The following is an 18,472-nucleotide window of genomic DNA, read 5'->3' on the forward strand; positions in this document are numbered from 1 at the left end:
CATGTCTTCCAATTCCGGCCTGACACACCAGGACAGTGATGGCCGTATTCGCATGGTCGATGTCGGCGACAAGGCAGTGACCACGCGCACGGCCATCGCCCGCGCGCGGATCAGCATGGCGCCCTGCGCCTTCCAGGCCATACGCGAGGGTCAGGGCCCCAAGGGTGACGCGCTGCAAACAGCTGAACTGGCCGGCATCATGGCCGCCAAGCGCACATCCGACCTGATCCCGCTCTGCCATCCCCTCCCGCTGACGAAGGCCCGTGTAAGCATTGAGCCTGTGGAGGGCGAAACGGCTTTTGAGGTCCGCGCCCAGGTTCGCACCGACGGCAAGACAGGTGTCGAGATGGAGGCGCTGACGGCAGCATCCGTTGCAGCGCTTACCCTCTATGACATGGCCAAGGCGCTGGACAAGTCGATGACGATTTCCCAGGTCCAGCTGGTCGAGAAGACCGGCGGCAAGTCCGGGGATTTCAAACGCGACGAGGTCGCTGAATGATCCCGGTCGACCAGGCTCGCGAACGTATTCTCGATGCGCTGAAGCCAACCACCATCATCTCCCTGCCCTATGCTGAAAGCCTCGGGCGTGTGCTCGCAAAACCGGTAGTGGCCGCGCGAACACAACCTCCCTTTGATGCCTCAGCGATGGATGGTTATGCCGTGCGCTCCCGGGACATGACCGGAGAGACCAATACACTCACCTTGCAAGGGGAGTCCGCGGCCGGTCATTCGCTCGGCCGCGCGATTGCTCCGGGCACCGCCGCACGCATCTCGACCGGAGCGCCGGTTCCGGCCGGGGCTGACCAGGTCGTGATCCAGGAGAAAACCGAGCGTGAGGGTGATCAGCTCACCCTGCACGAAGCCGCACGTCCGCACGCCAATATCCGCAAGGCCGGGATTGATTTTTTTGACGGCGACACATTGGTTCCCGCGGGCCTGAAGGTTAATGCCGACATGATCGCGCTGGCCGTCGGTGCCGGACGGGTCTCGCTGGACGTCCATCGCCAGCCGAGAATCGGCATCCTTTCCACCGGCGATGAGCTGGTCGAACCTGGCGAAACCACCGGGCCGGACCAGATCGTCAATTCGGTCTCAAAGGGCCTCGCCGCCCTTGTCAGCGCTAGTGGATGCGAGCCTGTCTATCTGGGCATCGCCCGCGACAACCCGCAGAGTGTTCATGATCATTTCGAAGACGCGAAAGGCCTGGACCTGCTCGTCACCATCGGCGGAGCATCCGTGGGCGATCATGACCATTTGCGGCGCGTCTTCGCAGAAGAAGGGGGCGCGCTGGATTTCGAGAAAATCGCCCTGAAGCCGGGCAAGCCGACCTGGTTTGGCGAGATCAGGGGCCTGCCGGTTCTTGGCCTCCCGGGCAATCCGGTCTCCGCGCTCGTCGTCTCACGCCTGCTGCTTCAGCCCGCCCTGGCCCGACTGAATGGCGAACACAAAAGCCCGGTTTTCATCCCAGCGCGCTGTGCCGTCGACTTGCCGGAGAACGATCACCGGGAAACCTATCTGCGCGGACAATTAAATCAGGACGGCAGTGTGGAACCGCTGCGCAACCAGGACTCTTCGGCGTTGTCGGCGCTGGTTCGGGCCAGCTGTCTGATCCGCCGTCCCATAAACGGTCCGGCCGTCCATCCCGGCGGAGCCGTGGACATTCTGGTACTGGAAGGTCGACAGGCCTGATTTTGCGCCTCACCGGGGTACTCGTAGCGGATATGTGACTTGCGAGCGGAGCGCCGTTTCAACCCCATTTGAACTGCTTTCGATACTGGGTCGGCGAGAGTCCGGTTCTGCGCGCAAATGCCTTGCGGAAGGCATTCTCGTCGGAAAATCCAACCAGAGCGGCGATTTGGGCAATGGAGGCATCCGCATCTTCCAATAACGGCTTCGCCAGGTCGATACAGACGCCCTGAATATAGGCCTGGGGTGTGAGGCCTGTGACCGCTCGGAACTTGCGTAGCATCGTACGCGTACCAACGCCCAGATACCCCGCCAGTTCGTCGACGCTGACATCAACCCCCTTGCGCGACCGGATCCAGCGATCCGCTTTCTCGATCATCGGGTCTCGCGTCCTGGAGTGCGTCGGCACGGCATATAGACGTTGGGATTTCCGGCCGCCATCCACGACGAGGTATTTGGCGCAAAGCCGGGCGACATTCGGTCCGGAGTAGCGCCCGATAAGATGCAGCGCCAAGTCGAGAGATGACGCGCCGGCCGCCGAGGTGATCAATTTGCCCTCGTCAACCAGAAGGTCATCGTCTGCAAGCTGAACGCGTGGAAACTCTGATCGAAAATGATCTGCCATCCACCAAGTGGTCGTTGCGCTCCTTCCGTCCAGGAGACCAGCCTGTGCCAGGATGAACGTACCTGTGCACGCAGCGGCAATCGTGCCCCCCGACTGCGCAAATGCTTGCAGTTGGCCCTCAATACCCTTGTGCGCGCTCAATGCAGCGTCCAGCTCCTCCGTACTGTCGGCGCCTATTCCAGGCAGCAGGAGGACATCGAACTCGCCGCGGGTCAAAGGTCGGGTTTCTCCCACCAGTTCATGCCCGCTGGAGGAAACAACATTGCCTTTGGCCGGGGAAATGATCCGCGTCTCATATTGCTCCGCCGCCAGACCCAGTTGCCGAATGACCTTGTTGGCCGTGCTGAAAAGGTCAGCCGGGCCATGCACTGAAAGTGCGACACACCCTTCGAGCGCGACAATCCCTATCTTGATCGACATTCGAGCCCCAGATTGACGGATATGAACTATTTTATGTCAAATCCGACTATATCCAGTGCGTCCCGATTGGCCAATCATTCTGCCCACATTCACCGTTGAAAGGCCGAACATGACAATTGAATTATGGACTTTGCTGATGGTCTGCGCTCTGGCGCTATTCCTGTCGAGCGTGCCGCTGTTCCGGGCCATGCGCCAGCAATGGGGCTTCAAGGCCATGCTGGGTAATCGAGAAGACCTCACGCCGCTCACCGGCTGGGGTGGACGTGTCGTGCGCGCCTACGGCAATACCGTGGACAATATCGTTTTCTTTGGTGCGGTTGTCATCGCCGCCCACCTCGCCGACGTCTCAAATGAAATCACGGCCGCAGGGGCGCTGACCTTTCTCGCCTGCCGCTTCATCTACGCCATTGTGTACATGCTCGGGGTCCCGATCGTCCGCACAGTCGCCTATCTCGGCGGCGTAATCGGAACGCTCATAATCGCCTCACAGTTGCTCTGATCATCCAATCCGGTGCTGTCAAACGAGAGAGACAAAGCAACCCGCGCCAGCGGAAACCAAACGTCCGGGCACGGCACTTACGACCACTCCCTTGTATCACCGGGCGAAATTCTCCACCGTGTCCTCCGGGGAGATCATGATGACAGAAAATCTTGCGCTGAATCCGTTGCAGATCGGCATTTTCCTGGTTCTGACCTTGGCCATTGGTGCGCTGACCTGGTGGCGCGTGTCCGCCATGAAAAAAACTACAGGCGCCGACGATGAAAGCGAGTACTTTCTCGCCGGCCGCAGCCTCGGCTGGATCCTGGTCGCCGGCTCGATCACGCTGACGAACCTGTCGACCGACCAGCTGGTCGGGATGAATGGCAACCAGATGCTGCTGCTGGCCTGGTGGGAGCTTGCCGCCGTCGCCGGCCTGGTCATTCTCGCCTTTGTCTTCCTGCCGATTTACTACAAGAACAATTGCCGGACGACGACCGAGCTGCTGGGACAGCGCTATAACGACAAGAACATCCGGGCCTTGATCGCCTTGCTGTTCCTTGCAGGCAATGTCATCGTCTTCCTGCCGGTCATGCTCTATACGGGGTCGCTGTTCCTGAAATCCATGTTCGGCGTGGACTGGCCGATCCTGGCCTTTGCCATTCCGCTCGCGTTGATCGGTTCGGCCTATGCCATTTTCGGCGGTCTGCGTGCCGTCGCCGTTTCCGATGCCATTTCCGGTGTTGGTGTGCTTGGCGTTGCGGTGCTGGTCGTGGTGCTGGCCCTCAAGGCAATCGATTTCGACCTGTCCGGCATTCCCGCCGAGCGCCTCACCCTGATCGGTGACAATGACTCGCCGATCCCGTGGCACACCCTGCTGACGGGCATGATTTTCATCCAGATCTTCTACTGGAGCACCAACCAGACCATCACCCAGCGGGCCATGGCAGCCAAGAGCCTGAAGGAAGCCCAGAAAGGCGTCATCGCAGCGGCGGGCATCCGCCTGCTCATCGTTCCGGCGATCGTCGTCATCCCCGGTATCGTCGCCTTCAAGCTGTTCGGTGATGTCGGGGATGCCGCCTACGGCCAGATCGTTGCTGCCGTCCTGCCGCCCTGGCTGTCCGGCGCGTTTGCCGCCATGATCGCGGCAGCGGTGCTGACGAGCTTCAACTCGGTGCTCAATTCCTCAACCACACTCTACGTGCTGGATATCCACGAGACCTATTTCGACTCCACACCCAATGTCGGCCGGATGAACATGATCATCACGCTGGTCTTTGTCGGCAGTTCCATCGCGCTCGTCCCGATCTATCAAAGCGCGGAAAGCATCATCAACCTGGTCCAGCAATTGTTCGGCCTTTTGTCGATGCCTATCCTGTCCGCCTTCATCGTCGGACTGGTCTTCCGCAATGTCGGTGCCGGTGCCGCGATGACGGGCGTCCTGTCGGGGACCGCACTCTATGCGATCTTCACCTTTGCCTGGACACCGTTGCACTACATCCACCTGATGCTGATCACCCTGGTCTGCTCGATCAGTATCGCGCTGATCTTCAACCGGGTCGTGCTGGGCAATCGCGAGGAGTTTGTCGGCCTGCCGCGCTAGATGCGCCAGGCCGCCACGCCTGCAGGCGCAAGCTCGCTAGCGCCGAGCACATATTCGGCGCCTTCGGGCGCCGTGCCCTGCAGGCTGACCGGCTCCGGGCCGTAGTTGAAGGCAAAACGCAATCCGCCCAGCGATCGCAGGCGCACATCCTCGTGCACCGGCATGATGGTGATACCCGCCTCCCGGCAAAGATCCGCCAGCACCCATCCGAGGAGCTCGTCCTCCGGCCATCCGGCCAGATAGGAGAAACGGCTTTCCTGGATCCAGAACGGTGCGCCGTCGGCATAACACGCCCGGACCGGCAATGCCGTCTCGACGGCTTCGCGCCAGCGCTGCACGCCATGTGCCTGACCGTCGAGATCAACACGCTCTTTGATCCCCGCACGCAGGCTTTCAACCCGGGTAATTTTCAACGCCATCAGATCCTGCAATGGCCCCGGGGCCAGATTGGCAGGCAACTGGAAGCTCTGAGTCTTCGACCCGCTGCGACACAGCATCAGGACCTGCCCGGAACAGGATTTAAGCTGATCCAGCAGAGCGTGTTCAACATGCGGCAGTCCCGGCAGCACAACGAGCGCGTAGCCGGACAGGTCGCTCTGCGGAGAAACGATATCCACATCCAGCCCCAGGCGACGCAGGACCGTATAGGTCTCGAACGCTTGGCGTAGCAGGTCGAGCCCCTGCCCCTGCGGCTGCGCCTGGTGGATCCACTGCCCGTCATAGGACCAGACCAGCGCAACCGGCGCCTGGCGTGTTGTCTCGTCGGAAATCAGTGTCACATCCCGCGCGACCTCGGCGGCCTCGGCAAAGGCGGGAGCCGGTTCCGCATCGACACGCAACAGCCCGGCATGCATCTGCTCCTGGGCAAACGGACATTGTCGCCAGCGGAACCAGCTGACCAGGTCCGCGCCATGAGCCAGCGCCTCGAGGCTCCACAGGCGGACCATGCCGTCCAGCGGTGCCGGATTATTGGGCGCCCAGTTCACAGGCCCCGGTTGCTGCTCCATCACGCCCCATTTGCGCGAACAGCCGCGATAGAGATCGTGGTGAAACGCCTGGAAGTCGGGATGACCCTGGCGCAGATACCGCTGTTTCTCGGCGTCGGAGAAGGGCGAGATATCGAGGAAACCCAGCGGATAGCTGTCCCAGGTCGCCACATCGATGTCCGAGCCCACGGCATGGTGGTCAAAGGCCGTAAACCCGCCCATGAAGTTGTGGGTGATCTCGCGTCCAGGGCTCAGCCGTCGCAGGATCTCGACCTGTTCGTCATTGAAACTGCGCACCTGGTCGGAACTGAAGCGCTGGAAGTCCACGACGTGCGACGGGTTGGGCTCCGTAACCGTCCCAACCGGTGGATCGACCTCGTCGAAGGACCTGTATTCCTGGCTCCAGAAGACCGTGCCCCAGGCCGCATTCAAAGCGGCAACGTCGCCATAACGCCGCGCGAGCCAACGCCGGAACGCCCGGCGCGCATTTCCGGAATAGCTCTCGATCGTGTCGTGACAACCGTATTCATTATCCGTCTGCCACATCGCCACGGCGGGGTGCTCGCCATAGCGTTCGCCCATGGCCGTGACGATACGGCGGCACTCGGCGCGATAGGTCTCACTGGAAAAACAGTAATGGCGACGCGAGCCGAAACCGCGAACCTGGCCCTGCGCATCCACCGCAAACATGTCCGGATCGCGATCCACCAGCCATTTGGGTGGTGTTGCCGTGGGCGTTCCCAGGATGACCTTCAGACCGGCCGCGGCCAGCATGTCGATCGCGCGGTCAAACCAGGCCCAGTCATATTGGCCCGGTTCCGGCTCGAAACGCGACCAGGCAAACTCGCCGATGCGGATAAGCGAGAGGCCCAGCCCGGCCATCTGTTGCGCATCCTCGGCCCACCGGCTTTCCGGCCAGTGTTCGGGATAATAACAAACACCCAGACGCATCAGCCTGTCCTTTCAATGTGTATCAAACGCCCGGTCAGCGCTCGGCCCGGATCCAGATTGAGCCCCTCATTCATCAAACCTGCGCCGGAGAACGCCCCCAGCTGCCAGTGGATCGGTGTGCCGTCCAGCGCGATTTCGCTGAGGCTATATCGAGCCGCCGGGTCCAGCCCGGCGAGACGTAATCGGGATTGCAACGGGCGCATCGGCGTCCCGACCCGCATCACCCGCAGCAGGGCCTGACGACCATCATCCGAGCGGACCAGCTGGACATCCGGGTCCGTGTCCGGTTCGGACAGGTTCAGCAAGTCCCCCGCATGCATCCAGTCGCGATGCTGTTTGTAGATCTCGATTCCGCGGATGAGCACGCGCCTGTCATCCTCCGAGACCTTCTCGGGATCCGCTTCGATACCGAAATGTCCGAACAGGGCGGCCAGCACCCGAAACGCCATGGATACCTGTCGCCCGGTCATCGGGTTCGGGCTGGGTCCCACATGGGTGCCCAGGCGTTCGTGCGGCATGACCAGGCCGGCGGCGCGCTGGATGTTCAGCCGGTCGATCGCATCCGTCGCATCGCTGGTCCAGAACCGGTCGGTTCGTGCCGCGATCCCGGCATCAATTCGCCCGCCACCACTTGCGCAACTCTCGATCTCGACCGGATAGCGCGCGCGCAAGCGGTCCAGCAGCCTGTAGAGCCCTTCGGTCTGGGCCCCGGCGCGCACGACGCCGTCCCGGGTTGCCGGATAGAGATCACGATTACAGTCCCATTTGAGATAGGAGATGGCATAACGATCCAGAAGGTCCGAGATGACCGTGAACAGGTGCTCGCGAACCGGTTCCAGCGCCAGGTCCAGGACCAGCTGGTTGCGCCCGGTTGCCAGATCCGTCTCCGGCCATCCCAGCACCCAATCAGGATGCGCGCGATAAAGATCACTGTCCGGGCTGACCATTTCCGGTTCCAGCCACAGGCCAAACTCCATGCCCCCGGCATGCACGGCCTTGATCAGCGGGGTCAGCCCGTCGGGAAAGAGGTCCGCATCGACAGTCCAGTCACCGAGGCTGGTCTGGTCATTGCGCCGCCCCTTGAACCAGCCATCATCCAGCACGAAGCGCTCGGCCCCAAGCGCCGCAGCGCCCTTGACCAGGCCGATGCAATCGGCTTCTGCGACACTGAAATAGCGCGCTTCCCAGGTGTTGAAATGCACCGGCCGCCGCAGCGATCGGCCCTGTCGTCTCTGGCGCGCGTGCAGGCGCGTACTGATCCCGTTAGACCCGGCGCCGGACCGGGTCATCAGCGCGGCAGGCAGATCCAGCGTCTCGCCGCTGCGCAAACACGCCTCTCCGGGCAGGAACAGGCGTTCGGCGAGAACCTGCCCGCTGCCATCAGTCGCCCGTTCTGCGGCCAGCCGGAACGGACCGCTCCAGGCCAGATGCACGGTCAGCCAGCGCCCGTGCGCAACACCGGCATTCGTCTCGGTCAGGCTGAGCGTGGGCCCACCATCAAATCCGGGACGCCCGCTGCGCCCCGATTGCTCGATCCGCCCCGCCGTCCAGCGATGCGTGACCGGATGACCCTCACGCCCCCAGGCTCCGGCATGTGTGCGCACCTCGCTCGCCCAGTCCGGCGCCGGAAGCAGCAGGCTCGCAGCGCGCTGCAGGGACAGGGTGTGCGCCCCCGTATTGCTGACCGAGCCTTCCTGAACCAGGACATCGCCATCAAAACGGAGCCGCGTTCGGACCGTCAGGCCGAGGGCTGCGTCCTCCGCCGTCAGAAGGATCTGCCCGTCCTGTTCAATCAGTTCGGGCTGGCCCAGGCGGATCCGGCGGTGCGTTGCTGTGCAATGACCTTCCACCTGGCTGATGCCATGAAAACCCCGCCCGTGTTCGGGCAGGAGCGCCGGCCCCACCGCTATATCCGGACTGGCAGGCAGGCACTGGAAGCCCGGTGCAGCTGCCATCTCCTCCTCCGCCTGCGGACCGAACCAGGTCAGATGGGCAAGCCCGTCCTCGCCCTGATCAATGATCAAGGACAGCGTGTCGCCGAGGATGCGCGCGCTCACAGGGACCAGTCCTTGCGATGGAAACGCCAGGCATCGGCGACGATCGTTTCGATATCGGAACGTTCCGGATTGAAAGCCAGCAGGTCGCGGGCGCGCTGTGTATTGGACGAGAGGATGGCCGCATCCCCTTCACGACGGGGGTGCAGATTCAGCGGAACGGGAAGACCCGTCACCTTCTCGACGGCGTCAATCACCTGCTTGACGGAAATGCCCTCGCCCGTACCCAGGTTACAGGCAAAGCTCTCCGCGCCGGAGAGGAGGCGGTCGACGGCCGCCAGGTGACCGGTCGCCAGATCATCGACATGGATGAAATCGCGCACACACGTACCGTCCGGGGTCGCATAGTCATCCCCAAACAAGGTAAATTCCGGCAACAAACCCGCTGCGGCCTTCAGGGCGTTTGGGATGAGATGGGTTTCAGGGTCGTGCTTCTCGCCGATTTCCGCGCTCGGGCTGGCTCCCGCAGCATTGAAATAGCGCAGTGCCGCATACCGCAGGACCCCGGTGTGGCTGAGATCGTCCAGCGCCGTTTCCACTGCGAGCTTGGTACGGCCGTACACATTGCCGGGCTTGCGGCTCTCGGCCTCGGTTATGGGGACAATCTCCGGCTGGCCATAGACGGCGCAGGTTGATGAGAAGACAATCACCTCGCAACCATGACGCTGCATGGCGGCTAAGACGCTGAGCGAGCCGGCAAGATTGTTGTCCCAGAAGGCCAGGGGTTCGCGCTCGCCAATACCGACCTCGATGGAGGCGGCAAAATGCATCACGGCATCCGGCTGATGGGTGGCAAAGGTGTGGTCCAGCGCATCACCATCACGGATATCGCCCTCGACGAGCGGTCCCCAGCGCACGAAATCCCGATGCCCGGCGGACAGGTTGTCGAAGACGACGGGGGTATCGCCCCGGGCGGCAATCGCCTTGCAGACATGGGAGCCGATATAGCCCGCCCCACCCAGCACCAGGATCTTCATGCTCAACTCCCTATCTCGCAGACCAGGCGGGCCGCCGGGTGGTTGTCCAGCACGGGCTGGAACCAGTCCTGCCCGACGCCTGCCGGCTTGAGCACCACGATACAGCCGCCAAAGCCGGCCCCGGTGATGCGTGCGCCCGGTGCCCCATGCGCCAGAAAATCCGCCACCAGCCGGTCAATTTCGGGGTTAGAGACGTCGAAATCATCGCGCAACGAGATGTGCGAAGCGGTCATCAGACGCCCGAACGTCTCGGCCTCTCCCGCCTCGAGGGCCCGGATCGCTTCAAGCGCACGCCGGTTCTCGCTGATGACGTGACGGGCAATGGCCTGGTGCTCCGGGTCGAGCACGGACAGGTCGGTGGCATCACACAGCCATTCCTGCTCCAGCTGGTCCGCGGCCTCCAGACATGCCGTTCGCCGCGTCTTGTAGCGCCCGTCGGCCAGTTTGCGTTGTACACCGGAGTGCAGGACTGCGAACCGCCACCCGGATGGCAGGTCAATCGTCTGGAGGGACAGGGTGCGGGTATCCAGCGCCAGGGCTTCTCCCGGACGGGTATGGGCGACGGCCATCTGGTCCATGATGCCGCACGGCACGCCGATAAAGCGGTTCTCGATCTCGCGGGCCAGGACCGCCAGCTCAGTGGCGTCCGTGTCTGCCGGCGCCAGCGCACGCAATACGCCGAGGGTCACGGCAGCAGAGGATGAAACGCCCGCGCCTGCAGGAATGTCGCTGGACAGCTCGGCCCGCGCCCCACCCCTCAGCCAGCCTTTGCGGCGCGCGCACTGCAAGGCGCCAAATACATAATCGGCCCAGTGACCACTCGCCCGGGCATCCAGCTCGGCTTCGGCCAGCCCCTCGAACTGGGCGGATCCAACAATATCGCGCGTGCCGCCGATTTGCGTGACCTCAATCGCCACACCCAGGGGCAGTGCGGCCGGCAGGACCCAGCCACCGTTGAAATCGACCCATTCGCCAATCAGATTGACGCGCCCGGGTGTCCAGCTCTTCGCCATCAGACGGCCTCTCTCAGGGCGGCGGCAGCGGCCTCGGGATCGACGTCGACCGTGAAGACGCCCGTCGATTGCTCGACACCCGCGAGGTATTTCAGGCGCCCCGCCGAGCGCATCAGCGGGTAGAACTGGACGGAGAACTGGTATCTGCCGCAGGTCTCGGCAGGCGCGGCATGGAAACTCATCATATAGGGCATCGGCTCACCGAAGAGCCGGTCGTAACGCGCCACAACATCTCCGAGCAGGCTGGCCAGTCCCTCGACCTCTTCCGCCGAGAACAGCCAGGGACCTGGCGCGCGTGATCGCGTGGAAATCCAGACCTCATAGGGAAAGCGGGACCAGGGCGGACAATGCGCCGTCAGTCCGCCCGCGTCCGCGACGGTGAAGGCCCCACCCCAGCTCATCCGGTCCGCCTCCAGATCATACCCACCAGCGAACCCGGCCTCGGCGCGTGCCTGCGGCCCCGGCACCTCCGGGAACGCATAGATCTGGCCATGCGGATGATGCAGCGTCACGCCCACGGCCTCGCCGCGGTTTTCGAACGGCAACACATAGGCCGCACCCGCGTCGAAATGTTGCCGGTATCTGTCGATGATGGCCTCGATCAACAGGATGCGGCGATCCTGACCAAGCGTGGCAAGACTGCCTTCATCCTCGGGCGAAAACACGATCACCTCGGCCTGCCCCGTGGCCGGCCGGCTCAACCAGCTCGCCTCGGAGGGTTGCGGCGCAAGAGGATGCAGGCTGGGAAATCGGTTGCCGAATACGGCGAGCTCAAATTCGCTGAACGGGATCTCGGTGATCGGCGCACCGGGCCTTGCCGGCGCCAGCGGATTGGCGGCTTTTGAAGGTTTGAAAGTTCTGGCCTGGCGGTGTGGCGCGAACAGTGTCCATTCCTGCCGCAACGGATGAAACCGCATCTCCGACCGGGCGGAAACCTCGTCCTCGAACTCGGGACCGGGCTCGCCCTGGTGGGGGGTGTAGCCGTAAAGGCAGAGCTGGCGCCCGTCGGTTTTTTGGTGATCGCGGCGATAAATCTGACGCGCGCGTCCCTGCAGCTTGGTCTGCATTCTCACTACCCCATCCAACTCACTACCCCATCCAACCCGACAGGATTTTGAGCGCTTTACGAGCTTCAAATCAACGAAGAAACACCGGCCCCAAACTGGAAACCCAGAGAGCGGGTGCAGGAGTGTGTTCGTTCCGCTCAATCGTCGGACACGACTTCGCAAGCACCGAAGACGCGAGGAAGAAACCGCCAGTTCATGGAAAGAGACCAGACCTGCCGGTCTGAGTGGCGAGGGTGTCAGGCGAATACTGACAGGACTCAATGCTCACGATTGTCGCTTGCCGAACAGGCCAGTGCCCAGAACATGAGCATAAGACCCATCATTTCGAGTGATTCCTCCACGGTTGCGAGCAAATCCCGCTTGAGATCGACCACACCGGACCGATCAGGGTCGATCGTGGCGATATATTCACCAGCGATGAGTTCAACGCCGGCTGCTCCGGAGACATACACTGAACCGGCGACCAGCAGTGCCAAAATCAAGCGCCTGTTCTGACGAACAAGCCAAGGTAGGAGCCTCCATCCAGCCAGTGCAGCCGCAGCCGCATAGGGAAGCGGCCACGCGGCGTACGGCAAAAACCCAGACTCGATGTAATAGTGTAATGCCGCGTCTACCCGCTCATGAATTGATGCAAATTCATCAATCGCGAGAAACAGAAGTATCGCCGCTATCAAAACCCAGCCGGAGCGGTCAATCTCGACCAATCCGTCGTTACGGGCGTGGAAGAATGCCAGCATCGACCCGCCAAGAAGCAGCAAGACCGAGTACAGGGTGGGCAAATTCTGCTCGCGGTCGAAGTGAAACAGGGTGACCAGGCCCCACGCATCTCCAATGTCGAGCCGGTGAACAAGCACCAGTGCGGCCGCGTTTCCTAGCAGCAAAACGCACCAGACAAGCACCACGCACTTCATGACCGGGACGACTGGAAGGCTGATGGTGATGTGACGCATGGGCTGTCCTCTCGCTATCTACCTGTGACGTTTCAAACACCAGACCGTTCCCACAACTCTCTGATATTGTGTAATTATGTCGAAATCCGGCTATGGCACATCCAATTTCTTTTGCATTTTGCAAAAGCCTTTCTCGCTATTTGCGAATTGCAACACGCATATCGCATCACACCCCACGAGGGATAAATCTAAGTATTTATTTTAATTGATTTATTTGCCCACATAATGCTGGCCCGCGACTTGCGACCTCCAAGGGCAGGAGGCCAAGATGCGCAAAGACTTCAAACTATCCTCGCCCAACCAGATCCGGGCATTCGACCGGGCACTGTTTGATTATCTGAATGTGGTTTTCGAGCGCCCGAACCCGCGCAGCGTGTTTGTCGAAGCGCGCAATGAGGGCAGCGAGACGGTCAAGACCATCGATTGCAATTGCCCGCAAACGGCGATCGAACTCGCCAACCACATCGCCAGTGCCCTGGCCCAACGCTCCGCTGGCAGGGCTTGATCGATGAAAGCGCTGCTCGCTCTCCCCCTGGCCCTGACTCTGGCATCCTGCGCTACCGCGTTCGAGGAACCGCGCAATACTGTCGACCTGACAACCCAGGCTTACACCACCGCGCGGCGCCCGATGACCAACGTCGCGGAGGTCCCGCTGCGCGGGCAGGGCCGCTATGGAGACCTGGCACGCTGCGCGGATGCAGACCTACCGATGTCCACCGTGGAGGGGCTGAGCTACGCAGCAAGTTCGGTTCTGGATACTCCGCCCCTGTCGCCCGGTGACATGCTTCGCCTGAGCGTCCCGGCCGGCGAGATGTTCAACGGAAGTTACATCATTGCTGCTGATGGACATTTGTCCGTGCCGCACCTGCCGCCGGTCCCCGCAGCCGGGTTCTCGGTGGAGGTTGTTGAAGCCTTGCTGGCGGAAATGTTTATCGAGGCCGGCTTGTATCGCGCCGGTTTTCTGCAGATTGATCTGGATGTGGCCCAGTGGGCCCCCGTCCAGGTCTATGTATCGGGCGCAGTTTTCCAGCCTGGAGACCAGTTCCTCAACGACCGGCAGGCCGATGCCGTACAGGGTACGCGTGTTGACGCCCAGGGCGACATCTCGTCGGGTCGTACGCTCATCTCCGCCCTGTCCGCGGCCTCGGGCTTGCGCCCGGATGCCGACGTTCGACACGTTGTTCTGGTCCGCGATGGTCAGCGCCAGATCTACGACATGTCCGGTGCATTCAGCGGCCAACGGGTCATGGACCCGCTGCTGGCCGCCGGTGACCAGATCCACGTCCCCTCGCGAGGATGTTTCCAGGAAGCGCTGGCTCGGCCGAGCCGGGTTACCATACCGGGCATTCGCGTGTTCATGTCAAACCTGACGACCCCGGCCTCGTCGAACTCCCAGTCCGCCATCAACCGCGACACAACCAGCCTGCCCTACGGAACCCGGTTCCTGCAGGCCCTGGTGACCGCCAACTGTGTCGGCGGCACGCAGGCGACCAACGCAGACCGCTGGGCCGTCCTCATCTCCCGCAATCCGGTAACCGGCGAAAGCGAAGTTATCGCCCGCTCGATCGAGGGCCTGGTTCGCCGGGCAGATCGCGATGCGTTCAACCCCATTCTTCTGCCCGGGGACGCCATCGCCTGTTACGACTCTCATGTCACCAATGTTCGCGACGTGATCAGCGCCTTCAGTGGCGTCCTGAACCCCGCGATCAACTTGACCATTCTCAGCGGAGCGTCCCGATGAAACGACCGCTGATCCCGAACCCGCCAGAGCCACCGCCGCGCGACACTCCTCGAACCCTGCTGCGCGACGCGGACTTCGCCACCGCCCGTTCGTCCCTCCTAGGGCGGTTGGTCGTCGGCTCTGGCGGACCCCGCCGGTGGTTGCGCTATGTCATGGTTCTCCTGATCGGCGCCCTGTTTTTCGGCGGCACTGCGAGCTTCTACTACCTGACGACTCCAAAGACCTATGTCAGCGGCTTCACCCTGATCCTTCCCGGATCCGGCGCGGGCGCCAACGTAAACCTGACAGAGCTGGGGCAAGCGACGACCGCGACCTCGTCCGCGTTCTCGAGTACGTCACTGAGCCCGACCGAAAACTACAAGCGCCTGCTGCAATCCGACCGGATCCGCGGAGCCGCGGCCCGGCTCGCCAATGTGCCAGCTGAGGATTTTGCCACCACGCGTGTCAGGCTGGTTGACCGGACTCCGCTGATCTATGTCCGACTGACTGAAAATGATCCGGAAGGCGCGCTCCACGCCGCCAATGCCCTGCTCACGGCATTCCAGAGCAATCTCGACGCACTGCGCCAGGAGGAGCTGGATGCCCGCGATCTTGCCTATCGTGAGAGCCTGGCCGGGTATGAACGCAATGTCGTTGCAACGCGCCAGGCCGTGCTGGAATTCCAGGCGGAAAGCGGCCTCATCTCGATTGAACAATACCAGTCGCTGGTGACAGAAACAGACGAGCTTGAACGCACGCTTGATGTCGCCATCAACAACGCACGCGCACTGTCTCGCCGCTCCGCGCGCCTTGGCGAGTTGATCGACCTGCCCGAGGACGTTGCCGCGCGCGTACTGGTATTGCGCGGCGATGCCATCTTCGACGCCCTGCTTGCGCAATTGTCCGAAAGCGCGACTCTGCTGGCCGGCTTTGAAAACATGTACGGCCGCAATCATCCTGAAATGCGGGCAGAGACAGAACGTCATGCCGGACTGTTCGATGCCCTGAATGCGCGGGGCGAAGCCCTGCTCGGGGCAGCCGGGTACGGCCTTCTGCGTCTGGCCGAAATCCAGCTCGATGACGAACGCGCGGAACTGCTGCGCCAGGTCGTGGACCTGTCGGCGCAGGCAGAAGGTGCGCGCACGGAAGCCCGTTCGCTGCAGGACCGGCTGATCCGCAACGAACAGCGTGTCGAACAACTCGCTCCGGTCGCAGCTCGCCTGGACGCCCTGCTGCGCGAGCACCAGGTGGCCGAAACGGTTTTCGCCTCCGCCCTGGCGCGTCTGGACACGTCCCGTGCCGATGTCTTCGCATCCTATCCTCTGGCGCAGTTGCTGGAACCGCCAGCGCGCCCGGATCGCCCGTCATCCCCCTCCAAGAAAATCGCTGCCCTCGCAGCAGTCGGAGGCTTTTTCCTCTATTGCATGGGAGTATTGCTGCTGTGGCTTCGCCTGCCGCTCATCCGCGCGCTGTGGAAGATTATCTAGTCGCGCTTGCACTCGCCGCGACCTGGCCGGTCTACATGATCGGAGGACTGTATGTCCTCGGCCCGGTTCTCGGTGTTTGCCTGACCGCGATTGTCCTGGTCCGCAAATATGTCAGGACACCCACAACCCCGCGTCCCGCACCGCCCAACATTCCAATCGGTGTATGGATCTGGACGGCCGGCATGGTGGTCATGCTGATCGCACTCTGGGTCGGCCACTGGAGCTTCGAGCTGTCGACAGGGCAGACCATCAAGTCCTCCATCGGATGGGCAAAAGGCTGGGCCCTGTTCGCGATGTTCACCCTCGCCGGCGCGTGCCTAGACATTCGCTACGAAACCATCCTGAAGGCGGCAGGCTTGACCTCGCTGATCACCCTGCTCCTCACGCCCGTCCTCTATGTCGCTCCGATGGTTGGACTTCCTGAAGTCCTGTTTGTCTCCCCCTTCCGTTTCGTTGGCGGGCCAGGGCCCGAATTCTTTGCGGTTCAGCTGTATTCCATCGACCCGATGGATGGATTGCCGCGCTGGCGCTTCTTCACACCCTGGTCCCCGGCGGCTGGATTGATCGGCAACCTCTACCTCATCCTCGCCCTAGAAGACCGTCGAACGTTCTGGAAAGTCACGGGCGTCCTGGCAGCCCTGGCCATTATCATCCTGTCCAAATCCCGCCTAGGGCTGTTGACGGCGGTCATCGTCTGGCCGACCGCTTTCGGCGTCTCGCAATTGCGCAGAAGCATCCTGTGGCTTGGCGCAGCAGTTCCCGCATTCCTGGCCGGTCTGTTCTCGCCCTTCATCCTTACCCAGCTCAGCGCCGCCTATGCAGGCCTGCGTGGCATGCGCGCGAACTCCAACCGCGTTCGGGAAGCACTGGGTCGGATCGCGATTGATCGCTGGTGGAATGAAGCTCCTGTCTGGGGACACGGTGTCGTCGAGCGCGGACCGCATCTGGTCGAATACATGCCCATCGGCAGCCACCACACCTGGTTCGGATTGCTGTTTGTGAAGGGGGCCGTCGGCGTTGCAGCACTGGCCCTTCCCCTGCTCTGGAGTCTGCTGGAGTTTGCCCTTTTGGCCCTGTCCAGCAGAATTGGACGCGCTGCGTTCGCAATCACCCTCCTGCTCGCCCTGTTTACGATCGGTGAGAACCTGGAGATCCTCACTTATCTGTTCTGGCCGGGCATGGTCGTAATGGGGCTTGCAATGCGCGAAGCCTCGGAAAAACGCACGTCGAATTCATTTGAGAGGCCCACGACATGAGCCACCCAGTCCGTCCGTTGCTGTTCGTTCCGCGTTATTGGCCGGGCATGGGAGGAGCTGAACTGCACTCCCGCCGCCTGGCACAGGAACTCGCCCTCCAGGTTCCGATCGAAGTCGCCCGGTGCTGCGATGAAGAGGCACGCCCAACTGACCTTGCCTTTGCCTACGCCGAACCGCGATGCGTGCGCGACGATGACATGCTGGTTCACACCATCGCCCCCGCAAATTCCTGGAAGGGCGGTATTCGGCTCCTCGCTGAAGCGTCGAAGCGGTCACGCATTGCCAGGGGTGTTTATGGCCACCTGGCACGCCGCCTCGCCCGATCGAGTTTTCAAAACATCGCCGACGGAGCGACCGTTGCGCATGCAATCTACAATGGCTTCACGCCCGGCGCCCAGGCACTGCAGGCGCTCGGCAAGCCGTTTGTCTGGACGCCCCTCGCCCATACAACCAAACCGACCGGGACCGCCTGGTCATCACCTCAGTTTCGCGCACTGTATCGCAAGGCGGATGCTCTCATCGCCATGACTGATTTTGAGCGCGAATGGCTGATCGGTCAGGGAGCGTCGCCATCGCGCGTCCATGTCTGCCCCATGGCGCCCTTGTTCGCCGAAGATGTCCCCGAACCTCAACTGTTCCGAGAAAATCACGCCCTGGGCGAGGACCCCTTCATTCTCTTTCTGGGCCGCACCGCGCAATACAAGGGCTATGGCACCGTTCTGGAAGCAACGCCCCGGATCTGGGAACAACACCCGACCGCGCGATTTGTATTCGCCGGCCCGGTTACATCCGAGGCAAGCGCGCTGTTTTCCCAACATCAGGATCCCCGCATCCTAGTGACTGGCCCGCTCACAGACGCCGACAAGAAGTCCGCGCTGGCAGCGTGCAGCCTGGTATGCGTCCCGTCGACCGAAGAAAGCCTCGGCGTCGTATATCTGGAGGGCTGGTCGTTCGAGAAACCGGTGATCGCCGCCGATATTCCTGCCCTGCAATCCGTAATCGAGTCCGGCAAAGACGGCCTGCTCATCGAGCCCTCCACACTGGCTGTCGCCAACGCGGTCGCTGAGTTGCTAGGCCGCCCGAGCTGGGCTGCCGAATTGGGCAAGAATGGCGCCCGTAAGGTTGAGCGCCAATATAACTGGGCGTCCATCGCGGACGCCCATCTGAAAATCTACCAATCTGTGATCTGACACTGGCGG

Annotated in this window: 16 protein-coding genes; 9 read left to right on the forward strand and 7 right to left on the reverse strand. The window is 62.2% G+C overall.

Features of this window, described 5'->3' with window-relative positions; genetic code table 11:
• Position 1 precedes the first annotated feature (1 nt).
• On the forward strand, positions 2-499 hold the full coding sequence (gene moaC / locus JJ889_RS15355) for a cyclic pyranopterin monophosphate synthase MoaC (protein WP_291896640.1): 498 nt from the start codon (positions 2-4) through the stop codon (positions 497-499).
• Positions 496-1,689: a gephyrin-like molybdotransferase Glp gene (glp, locus tag JJ889_RS15360; RefSeq protein WP_291896643.1), complete on the forward strand. Its 1,194-nt coding sequence runs from the start codon at positions 496-498 to the stop codon at positions 1,687-1,689. The genes moaC and glp overlap by 4 nt, the downstream gene beginning before the upstream one ends.
• Positions 1,690-1,747: 58 nt before the next feature.
• On the opposite strand, the gene JJ889_RS15365 is transcribed toward glp, so the two are convergent.
• Positions 1,748-2,731, reverse strand: coding sequence for a helix-turn-helix domain-containing protein (locus JJ889_RS15365; RefSeq protein ID WP_291896644.1), 984 nt, complete (start codon positions 2,729-2,731; stop codon positions 1,748-1,750).
• Between the two features lie 109 nt (positions 2,732-2,840).
• Between JJ889_RS15365 and JJ889_RS15370 the strand changes: the two genes are divergently transcribed.
• Both JJ889_RS15370 and JJ889_RS15375 read left to right on the forward strand, forming a co-directional pair.
• On the forward strand, positions 2,841-3,230 hold the full coding sequence (locus tag JJ889_RS15370) for an MAPEG family protein (RefSeq protein WP_291896647.1): 390 nt from the start codon (positions 2,841-2,843) through the stop codon (positions 3,228-3,230).
• A gap of 139 nt (positions 3,231-3,369) precedes the next feature.
• Positions 3,370-4,812 (forward strand): SLC5 family protein, encoded by a 1,443-nt coding sequence (locus JJ889_RS15375; protein WP_291896649.1) that lies wholly within the window; start codon positions 3,370-3,372, stop codon positions 4,810-4,812.
• Here the strand turns inward: JJ889_RS15375 and JJ889_RS15380 are convergent.
• From JJ889_RS15380 to JJ889_RS15405, 6 genes are all read right to left on the reverse strand, one after another.
• Entirely contained in the window at positions 4,809-6,749 is a 1,941-nt protein-coding gene (locus tag JJ889_RS15380; protein WP_291896651.1) for a beta-galactosidase, read from the reverse strand. The two genes, JJ889_RS15375 and JJ889_RS15380, sit on opposite strands and share 4 nt — an antisense overlap.
• Positions 6,749-8,806: an alpha-galactosidase gene (locus JJ889_RS15385; protein WP_291896653.1), complete on the reverse strand. Its 2,058-nt coding sequence runs from the start codon at positions 8,804-8,806 to the stop codon at positions 6,749-6,751. Before JJ889_RS15385 ends, JJ889_RS15380 begins: the two co-directional genes overlap by 1 nt.
• Positions 8,803-9,780: a UDP-glucose 4-epimerase GalE gene (gene galE / locus JJ889_RS15390; RefSeq protein WP_291896655.1), complete on the reverse strand. Its 978-nt coding sequence runs from the start codon at positions 9,778-9,780 to the stop codon at positions 8,803-8,805. Before galE ends, JJ889_RS15385 begins: the two co-directional genes overlap by 4 nt.
• A 2-nt stretch (positions 9,781-9,782) precedes the next feature.
• Positions 9,783-10,793 carry a galactokinase gene (gene galK, locus JJ889_RS15395; RefSeq protein WP_291896657.1) on the reverse strand — a complete coding sequence of 337 codons (1,011 nt, stop codon included), beginning with the start codon at positions 10,791-10,793 and terminating at the stop codon, positions 9,783-9,785.
• Positions 10,793-11,860 carry a hypothetical protein gene (locus JJ889_RS15400; protein ID WP_291896659.1) on the reverse strand — a complete coding sequence of 356 codons (1,068 nt, stop codon included), beginning with the start codon at positions 11,858-11,860 and terminating at the stop codon, positions 10,793-10,795. The genes galK and JJ889_RS15400 overlap by 1 nt, the downstream gene beginning before the upstream one ends.
• 257 nt (positions 11,861-12,117) lie before the next feature.
• Complete coding sequence (locus JJ889_RS15405; RefSeq protein ID WP_291896660.1) at positions 12,118-12,810, reverse strand: hypothetical protein; 693 nt, start codon at positions 12,808-12,810, stop codon at positions 12,118-12,120.
• A 268-nt stretch (positions 12,811-13,078) separates the two neighbouring features.
• Between JJ889_RS15405 and JJ889_RS15410 the strand changes: the two genes are divergently transcribed.
• Genes JJ889_RS15410 through JJ889_RS15430 form a run of 5 tightly spaced genes read left to right on the forward strand, consistent with a single transcriptional unit; the run spans position 13,079 to position 18,463 of the window.
• Positions 13,079-13,315, forward strand: coding sequence for a hypothetical protein (locus tag JJ889_RS15410; RefSeq protein ID WP_291896662.1), 237 nt, complete (start codon positions 13,079-13,081; stop codon positions 13,313-13,315).
• A 3-nt stretch (positions 13,316-13,318) separates the two neighbouring features.
• Positions 13,319-14,551: a hypothetical protein gene (locus JJ889_RS15415; RefSeq protein ID WP_291896664.1), complete on the forward strand. Its 1,233-nt coding sequence runs from the start codon at positions 13,319-13,321 to the stop codon at positions 14,549-14,551.
• Positions 14,548-16,017 carry a hypothetical protein gene (locus tag JJ889_RS15420; RefSeq protein WP_291896666.1) on the forward strand — a complete coding sequence of 490 codons (1,470 nt, stop codon included), beginning with the start codon at positions 14,548-14,550 and terminating at the stop codon, positions 16,015-16,017. The genes JJ889_RS15415 and JJ889_RS15420 overlap by 4 nt, the downstream gene beginning before the upstream one ends.
• Positions 15,972-17,273, forward strand: a complete 1,302-nt coding sequence (locus JJ889_RS15425; protein WP_291896669.1) for a hypothetical protein — start codon at positions 15,972-15,974, stop codon at positions 17,271-17,273. Before JJ889_RS15420 ends, JJ889_RS15425 begins: the two co-directional genes overlap by 46 nt.
• Positions 17,270-18,463, forward strand: a complete 1,194-nt coding sequence (locus tag JJ889_RS15430; RefSeq protein ID WP_291896672.1) for a glycosyltransferase family 4 protein — start codon at positions 17,270-17,272, stop codon at positions 18,461-18,463. The genes JJ889_RS15425 and JJ889_RS15430 overlap by 4 nt, the downstream gene beginning before the upstream one ends.
• Positions 18,464-18,472 lie beyond the last annotated feature (9 nt).

The organism is Maricaulis sp. (assembly GCF_017643475.1).
Lineage (GTDB): Bacteria > Pseudomonadota > Alphaproteobacteria > Caulobacterales > Maricaulaceae > Maricaulis.

Excerpts from the sequence above, each read along its gene's own strand:
- moaC (WP_291896640.1), top strand. The coding sequence starts at position 2 with ATGTCTTCCAATTCCGGCCTGACACACCAGGACAGTGATGGCCGTATT.
- glp (WP_291896643.1), top strand. The coding sequence starts at position 496 with ATGATCCCGGTCGACCAGGCTCGCGAACGTATTCTCGATGCGCTGAAG.
- JJ889_RS15365 (WP_291896644.1), bottom strand. The coding sequence starts at position 2,731 with ATGTCGATCAAGATAGGGATTGTCGCGCTCGAAGGGTGTGTCGCACTT.
- JJ889_RS15370 (WP_291896647.1), top strand. The coding sequence starts at position 2,841 with ATGACAATTGAATTATGGACTTTGCTGATGGTCTGCGCTCTGGCGCTA.
- JJ889_RS15375 (WP_291896649.1), top strand. The coding sequence starts at position 3,370 with ATGACAGAAAATCTTGCGCTGAATCCGTTGCAGATCGGCATTTTCCTG.
- JJ889_RS15380 (WP_291896651.1), bottom strand. The coding sequence starts at position 6,749 with ATGCGTCTGGGTGTTTGTTATTATCCCGAACACTGGCCGGAAAGCCGG.
- galE (WP_291896655.1), bottom strand. The coding sequence starts at position 9,780 with ATGAAGATCCTGGTGCTGGGTGGGGCGGGCTATATCGGCTCCCATGTC.
- galK (WP_291896657.1), bottom strand. The coding sequence starts at position 10,793 with ATGGCGAAGAGCTGGACACCCGGGCGCGTCAATCTGATTGGCGAATGG.
- JJ889_RS15400 (WP_291896659.1), bottom strand. The coding sequence starts at position 11,860 with ATGCAGACCAAGCTGCAGGGACGCGCGCGTCAGATTTATCGCCGCGAT.
- JJ889_RS15405 (WP_291896660.1), bottom strand. The coding sequence starts at position 12,810 with ATGCGTCACATCACCATCAGCCTTCCAGTCGTCCCGGTCATGAAGTGC.
- JJ889_RS15410 (WP_291896662.1), top strand. The coding sequence starts at position 13,079 with ATGCGCAAAGACTTCAAACTATCCTCGCCCAACCAGATCCGGGCATTC.
- JJ889_RS15415 (WP_291896664.1), top strand. The coding sequence starts at position 13,319 with ATGAAAGCGCTGCTCGCTCTCCCCCTGGCCCTGACTCTGGCATCCTGC.
- JJ889_RS15420 (WP_291896666.1), top strand. The coding sequence starts at position 14,548 with ATGAAACGACCGCTGATCCCGAACCCGCCAGAGCCACCGCCGCGCGAC.
- JJ889_RS15430 (WP_291896672.1), top strand. The coding sequence starts at position 17,270 with ATGAGCCACCCAGTCCGTCCGTTGCTGTTCGTTCCGCGTTATTGGCCG.